8 protein-coding genes and 1 pseudogene are annotated in these 6,473 nt (G+C 57.1%); 7 read left to right on the top strand and 2 right to left on the bottom strand.

Going from position 1 to position 6,473, the window contains the following annotated elements; genetic code table 11:
* The first annotated feature begins 36 nt into the window (after window positions 1-36).
* From lysS to rimI, 6 genes are all read left to right on the top strand, one after another.
* Window positions 37-1,548 (top strand): lysine--tRNA ligase, encoded by a 1,512-nt coding sequence (lysS, locus tag HP566_RS12815; protein ID WP_249977652.1) that lies wholly within the window; start codon window positions 37-39, stop codon window positions 1,546-1,548.
* Window positions 1,549-1,640: 92 nt separating this feature from the next.
* Complete coding sequence (locus HP566_RS12820; protein ID WP_249977653.1) at window positions 1,641-2,027, top strand: hypothetical protein; 387 nt, start codon at window positions 1,641-1,643, stop codon at window positions 2,025-2,027.
* 101 nt (window positions 2,028-2,128) lie between these two features.
* Window positions 2,129-3,532, top strand: coding sequence for an MFS transporter (locus HP566_RS12825; protein WP_249977654.1), 1,404 nt, complete (start codon window positions 2,129-2,131; stop codon window positions 3,530-3,532).
* Between the two features lie 41 nt (window positions 3,533-3,573).
* Complete coding sequence (locus tag HP566_RS12830) at window positions 3,574-3,882, top strand: BolA family protein (protein WP_249977655.1); 309 nt, start codon at window positions 3,574-3,576, stop codon at window positions 3,880-3,882.
* Window positions 3,879-4,688: a hypothetical protein gene (locus HP566_RS12835; RefSeq protein ID WP_249977656.1), complete on the top strand. Its 810-nt coding sequence runs from the start codon at window positions 3,879-3,881 to the stop codon at window positions 4,686-4,688. The genes HP566_RS12830 and HP566_RS12835 overlap by 4 nt, the downstream gene beginning before the upstream one ends.
* Window positions 4,681-5,124: a ribosomal protein S18-alanine N-acetyltransferase gene (gene rimI, locus HP566_RS12840; protein ID WP_249977657.1), complete on the top strand. Its 444-nt coding sequence runs from the start codon at window positions 4,681-4,683 to the stop codon at window positions 5,122-5,124. The genes HP566_RS12835 and rimI overlap by 8 nt, the downstream gene beginning before the upstream one ends.
* Window positions 5,125-5,133: 9 nt before the next feature.
* On the opposite strand, the gene HP566_RS12845 is transcribed toward rimI, so the two are convergent.
* Window positions 5,134-5,328, bottom strand: a complete 195-nt coding sequence (locus HP566_RS12845; protein WP_249977658.1) for a cell division protein ZapB — start codon at window positions 5,326-5,328, stop codon at window positions 5,134-5,136.
* Window positions 5,329-5,432: 104 nt separating this feature from the next.
* A complete protein-coding gene (gene rsmD, locus HP566_RS12850; protein ID WP_249977659.1) occupies window positions 5,433-6,041 on the bottom strand; it encodes a 16S rRNA (guanine(966)-N(2))-methyltransferase RsmD in 609 nt (202 codons plus the stop codon).
* A 90-nt stretch (window positions 6,042-6,131) separates the two neighbouring features.
* Here rsmD and HP566_RS12855 point away from each other — a divergent pair.
* Window positions 6,132-6,473: pseudogene (locus tag HP566_RS12855) on the top strand (signal recognition particle-docking protein FtsY); the annotation flags it as partial.

Below are 6,473 nucleotides of genomic sequence, written 5' to 3' on the forward strand. Positions count from 1 at the left end.
TATTTTTTTAGCGTTTGAACATCAATAGGGTGCCCGATGGCCAACCAAGACGCGTCTTCTCTCGACAATGAAAACCACCTGATCGCTGAGCGCCGCGCCAAGCTTGCGGTTCGCCGTGAGCGTGCCGCTGAGCAGGGTAAGAGCGCTTTTCCGAACGACTTTCGCCGTGACAGCCTGACCGTTGAACTGCAAAACCTGCTGGGTGAAAAGGAGAAAGCGGAGCTGGAAGCGCTTGATCACCACGCATCGGTAGCCGGGCGCGTCATGCGCAAACGTGGCCCCTTTATTGTGATTCAGGATGTGGCTGGCCAGATTCAGCTTTATGTCGACAAGAAAGGCCTGCCGGAAGACGTGCTTGAGGACATCAAGGGCTGGGATATTGGTGATATCGTCGCTGCCCGTGGCCCTGTGCATAAGTCAGGCAAGGGCGATTTGTATGTCATGATGGTGGAAGCGCAACTGCTGACCAAAAGCCTGCGCCCGCTGCCAGACAAATTTCACGGCCTGACCGACCAGGAAGCGCGTTATCGTCAGCGCTACGTTGACCTGATCATGAACCCACAATCGCGTAAGGTGTTTGAGACCCGCGCTGCGGTGATCAGTTCCATGCGCCGGTTCTTTGAAGCCCGTGGCTTTATGGAAGTCGAAACGCCGATGCTCCAGCCGATTCCCGGTGGCGCCGCGGCCCGCCCGTTTATCACCCACCATAATGCGCTGGATATCGATATGTATCTGCGCATTGCCCCGGAGCTTTACCTTAAGCGTCTGGTGGTGGGCGGCTTCGAAAAAGTGTTTGAGATTAACCGTAACTTCCGTAACGAAGGGCTATCGACGCGGCACAACCCTGAGTTCACCATGGTGGAGTTCTACTGGGCCTATGCGGACTACCGCGACCTGCTTGATATGACCGAAGCCATGCTGCGCACGGCGGCTCAGGAAGTGTTAGGCACCACCACGATTGAGTACCAGGGCACCAGCTACGATTTCGGCAAGCCCTTTAATCGTCTAACCCTGCGCCAAGCGATTTTGGATCATGGTGACGGTATCAGCGATGCGGATCTCGACACCCTCGACGCTGCCCGTACTGCGGCAGCAAAACTGGGCATTAAGGTGAAGGAGAGCTGGGGACTGGGCAAGGTTCAGACTGAGATCTTCGAAGCAGTGGCCGAACACAAGCTGGATCAGCCAACGTTCATCACCGAGTATCCGGCTGAGGTCAGCCCGCTGGCCCGCCGCAACGATGCCAATCCTTTCGTCACTGATCGCTTTGAGTTTTTCGTGGGGGGCCGTGAGATTGCCAATGGTTTCTCGGAGCTGAACGACGCTGAAGATCAAGCCGAGCGCTTTCGCGAGCAGGCCGCCGAAAAAGATGCCGGTGACCTTGAGGCCATGTACTTTGACGCCGACTACGTTCGCGCGCTGGAGTACGGGATGCCGCCAACGGCAGGTGAGGGCATTGGTATCGACCGTTTGGTGATGCTGTTTACTGACAGCCCCTCCATTCGTGACGTCTTGCTGTTCCCCGCCATGCGTCCAGAGGTAGACTAAATGCCGCTAGCCGGGTGGTAGCCGACGAAAAGTTGGTAAGGGCGCGATTTAGCGCCCATAATGGTCAACGTTTCGACGGCGAGGAGAATCCCATGAAACTGCTAAATCGCTCTGCCCTGAGCGTCAGGCCGACCCAGACCTTCGTGGACTGGATCAATGCGCTCGAACCCACCATGGGAGACGACGACCTGACCCTGGACGACGTCGAACATGAAAGCACGGTGTATCTGATCCCCGAGATGGATACCCCCGAAGCGCTTGAGACGTTTGTCCGCGAACGTCATGTGGAAATTCTTGAGACCGAACTGCGCGCCTGGGAAGAAGACGAACGTCAATGGCCAGAAAAACTCGACTGGTCGCTGTTTCAGGATTTTCTGAGTATTGAACATAGCTATCTCGCGATTGACCTCGACGACGAAACTGCCCTGGAAATCTCGGATGTTGATGATGCGCTGCTGCTGGATAATGAGCAGGATTAGTGTATAGCCGCTATCCAATGGTTGCCTAAGTCAACGCGTATCGTGAAACCGGCCCAGGCCGGTTTCGCTGTTTTAATGGTGCTGTTTAGGAACTGCCCTTCATGCGACTGTTTGAAACTCGGCCAGGGGATGATGGCCTGCCAGGTCCAGAGCGCGCCCTGGCGGTGCTGGCGCTGGTTACCGGTACGTTGATGGCGGTGGTGGATACCACCATGATCAACCTTGCCCTGCCCACCATTGCCGCTGATCTGGATATACCCGCCTCCCGCGCCGTGTGGATCACTAACCTGTTCCAGGTCGTGTGTGCCGCCTTTCTGCTGGTATTTGCTGGCATCAGCGAGTTGATTACCCGTCGGCGGCTTTATCTGTTCGGGATAGCAATATTTGTGGTCGCTTCCCTTGGCGCTGCGTTATCGCGCAATTTGGAAACATTACTGGTGTTTCGCGCCATGCAGGGATTGGGGGCCGCCGCCACACTCTCCATTGGGCCATCGCTTTATCGGGCCATTTTTCCTTCGAGGCTCCTGGGCAGTGCACTGGGGTTAAGTGCCCTGGTGGTTGCCGGGGGGTACGCGGCTGGCCCGACGCTAAGTGGGGTTATTCTCTCCTACGCGGATTGGCCGTGGTTATTTGCCATGCATGTGCCGCTAGGCATTTGCTCACTCTGGCTTGCCAGCCGGGCATTGCCAAGAGATAAGCCGCGCCAGGGAAGCTTCGATTTTCTGGGAGCGTTGCTTTCCATGCTGATGCTGGCAAGCTTTTTTATTACCATGGATGCTGTGGGTCATGCGGCGCCGTGGTGGCAAAGCGCCGGCTGGGCGTTGTTTGCCGTACTGGCTTGCTATCTGTTCGTGAAGCGCCAGCAGCGGGCGTCCTACCCATTACTGCCGTTGAGTGTCTTTGAGGAAAAGCGCTTTACGCTGGCCGTTTCGGCTTCTGGGCTCGCGTTTATTGGCCAGGGAATTACCTTCATTGCCCTGTCGTTTTTCTATCAGGAGCAAATGGGTTTCTCACCCCTTGAAACCGCCTGGTTGTTCACTCCCTGGCCACTGGCGATTATGTTGGTTGGCCCCCTGGCCGGACGCTTGGCCGACCGGGTGAATCCCAGTTGGCTATCAAGTACAGGGCTGATATTGCTGATTATTGGGTTGGTGGCGCTGGCCCTGGTGGATGAGTCCACGGGGGTAGCGGGCAGCTTGTGGCGCACGGCCCTCTGTGGCATTGGTTTTGGGTTGTTTCAGCCGCCGAATAATCGCGAAATGATGGGTAGTCTACCCCCTGAGCGCAGTTCCAATGTCTCTGGTGTCATGAGCACGACCCGAACAGTGGGGCAATCGTTTGGGGTGGCCCTGGTGGGAGCGGCCTTGGCGTTGGGTTCACCTATCCAGGTCACCCTATGGCTGGGTGCTGGCACCACGCTACTGGCGCTGCTTGTCAGTCTCTCGCGTATAACACTTGCCCAGCGTGCGCTCGTTGAGCGCCGGGCATCGTCTGTTGGCAAGTAAGGGCGTACAATAAAACGGTTTCTGAAAGAAGGAGGTCTCTCATGGCGTTGCAGACACAGATAGAGCAGAAGTTAGCGGCGCTCGCGCCCGACGTGCTGCACGTTGAAAACGAAAGCCATATGCACAACGTGCCAGCGAACTCCGAAACCCATTTTAAAGTCACGCTGGTGAGCGACAGCTTTGATGGCATCATGCCGGTCAAGCGCCACCAGCAGATTTATGCCCTGTTAGCGGATGAACTTTCCGGCCCTGTACATGCATTGGCGTTGCACCTTTATACGCCACAAGAGTGGCAGGCCAGGGGCGGTGAACGTCCCAACTCCCCCAACTGCCGTGGCGGCGGCCAGTGACCCCAGAGGTTATTCGTCGGCATTACCTGGAAGCCATGGGCATTATGACATGGGGTTCCCGGTATCAACTGCCCAATGCGCTACCCACCGAGGCGTGTGAGTGGGAGGACGCCCCGGCTGCTGCACCGCCCAGGGAACGGTTGCATGCACTGTTGGATGATGTTGCCCCACCGCGCAGTGAGGCACCGGTAGAACGCAAGGCAGATGCACCGGCGAGCACGGTATCACCCTCTGCGGTGCGTGCGCTGCTTGATCAGCCTTCCATTGCTGAGAGTGCACCTGCCGATATACCCGTTACGCCAGTTCCTCATCCGGCACCCGCTGCCGAGCCGTTGCAGTTTAGCCTCTCATGCATCTGTTTGGGTGGGTGCTGGCTTAGTCTCCATGAAGGCGAGATATCCCCCTTGGAGCAGCAACTGCTCGCCAATATAATGCATGCAGTGGGGGTGTTAAGGGGGGATAAGTTGGAGGTGACGCACTTCAAATGGCCGCCCATGGCAAATGCCTTTACCCCTGAAGAGCCCTTGGAAGAAGCCAGAGAGGGTGTTGCTGCCTTTATCGCTGGTGCAGTTGGACGCCAGGGCTGGCAGCTGGAACGGGTGTTATGGTGGGGGGCGGCGGAAAACAACGAAGATTCACCCCTTGCCCAGGCGCTGGCCATCAACCAGGGGCAGAGTCACACCTTGGCGTTACCTGTCTGGCAAGGGCCTTCTCTTGAGCAACTCGCCCAATCTGCGAAGGCCAAGCGAACCCTGTGGCCGGAACTGGTTACCTTGGGGGAACAGTGGCAAACGTCTCGTGATTAGCCAGCTCGAAATGGCGCATAGTGCTGTATTGCATGATCTGGAAGCGCTGGCTGGCAGTGGCGCTACGCGGCAACAGCTTGATGATGCGCTGGCTGACAATGACACCGCCGTAATGGGCTACTGGGAGCAGAGCGCGTTGGTCGGCTATGCCATGATTACCCGGTTACCTTTTGATGCCGAACTACAGGCCATTGGCGTCGCGCCACAAGTATGGGGGAAAGGCGTGGGTGGCAGGCTGATGAGCGCTGTTATCGCCTGTGCCCAGACGTGGGAGAGCGAGCGGTTGCTGCTGGAGGTGCGGGTGAGTAATCAGCGGGCGATTCGGCTTTACCGGCACTACGGATTTACAGAGGATGGTCGTCGCAAAGGCTACTACCCGGCAGTGCAAGGTGCAGCCGGGCGTGAGGATGCGCTGTTAATGTCGCGTCGGTGTTAAACGGAACGGTCAGGAAGCGTTAGTACTGTCCATACCGTCAAATTTACTCAGCACATCCTGTAGACGGCGCTCCCACTCTTCGTGCTCCTGTTTTAACTTAGCATTCTCGCTACTTAGCTCTTCATTTTCCAATTTCAGCATCTCCAACGCCTCAACAGTGTCGGTGACTTTCTGTTCTAACTGGTTAAACAGCTCTAGGCTCATGCATACCTCCGGGGTACGGCAGCAGGCATTATGCCTGCCAGTAAAGATAAAATAGGATAGTAGGGAGGCGAGCGTAACGCCGCTACCCGTTTGCAGCAAGCGCTTTACACCGGCAGGCGTTGATAGAGCCGTGCTGTGCTTTCGCCAGCCTGGGTTTCCCGGTGAAGCTGCCAGTTGCTGGGCACTTGAGGAGTGATTGAATATTCGGTTTCCAGATAGACCATCGCCTCGTTACCTAACCAGCCGCCTGCCTCCAGTGCGGTACAGCATGGCGCGGCAAGGCCCTGGTGAAATGGAGGATCGAGAAAAACGAGGTCAACGGGGTGGCCCGGCTGGCTGAGAAATACCTGGGCATCGGCGGTTACCACCCGCCCCTGGCTCGCCCCCAGGGTGGCTAGATTATCACCAATCAGCGTGGCAACCCGAGGGTCGCGCTCTACAAAGGTAACACTTGCAGCGCCACGGGAAAGGGCCTCAATGCCCAGAGCCCCGGTGCCAGCAAACAGGTCTAGTACCTGCTTGCCATACAGGTGTTGGCCAAGCCAGTTGAACAGCGTCTCACGTACCCGGTCCGGTGTTGGGCGTAACCCTGGATGATCAAGTACAGGAAGCTGGCGGCGGCGAAAATCACCGCCGATAATGCGTAATTTGCCCGACGGCCTGGTGGGCTTATAGCGGGAAGTGGATGAGCGGGATGAGCGTTGTCGTTTCATAACGCGGATTGTAGCGGGCTACTTATCCAAAGTCTCGGTTGGCGGTGGTAGGATGGGCACAATGTTCACCTTTTTAGTCGGATGACACCCATGTTTGGTTTTTTCAAACGCAAGAAAAAGCATGATACCCAGCAGGAACAACAAGAGCAGCATGATCGCCTGAATGATGGCCAGGTGGACACTGACAGCGCCCTGGAACAGGGCGTCGATAACGCGATCCTCGATGATCAGGCAGAGAGCGGGCAGCCAGCAGCGATTTCTCCTGAGGCGGAGATTGAAAGAGTACCTCCCGCGCCTGAAACTGTGCCAGAGCCAGAGCCAGAGCCAGAGCCAGAGCCAGAGCCAGAGCCAGAGCCAGAGCCAGAGCCAGAGCCAGAGCCAGAGCCAGAGCCAGAGCCAGAGCCAGAGCCAGAGCCAGAGCCAGAGCCAGAG

The sequence above is a fragment of the Vreelandella olivaria genome (genome assembly GCF_023507745.1).
In the GTDB taxonomy this organism is placed as follows: domain Bacteria; phylum Pseudomonadota; class Gammaproteobacteria; order Pseudomonadales; family Halomonadaceae; genus Vreelandella; species Vreelandella olivaria_A.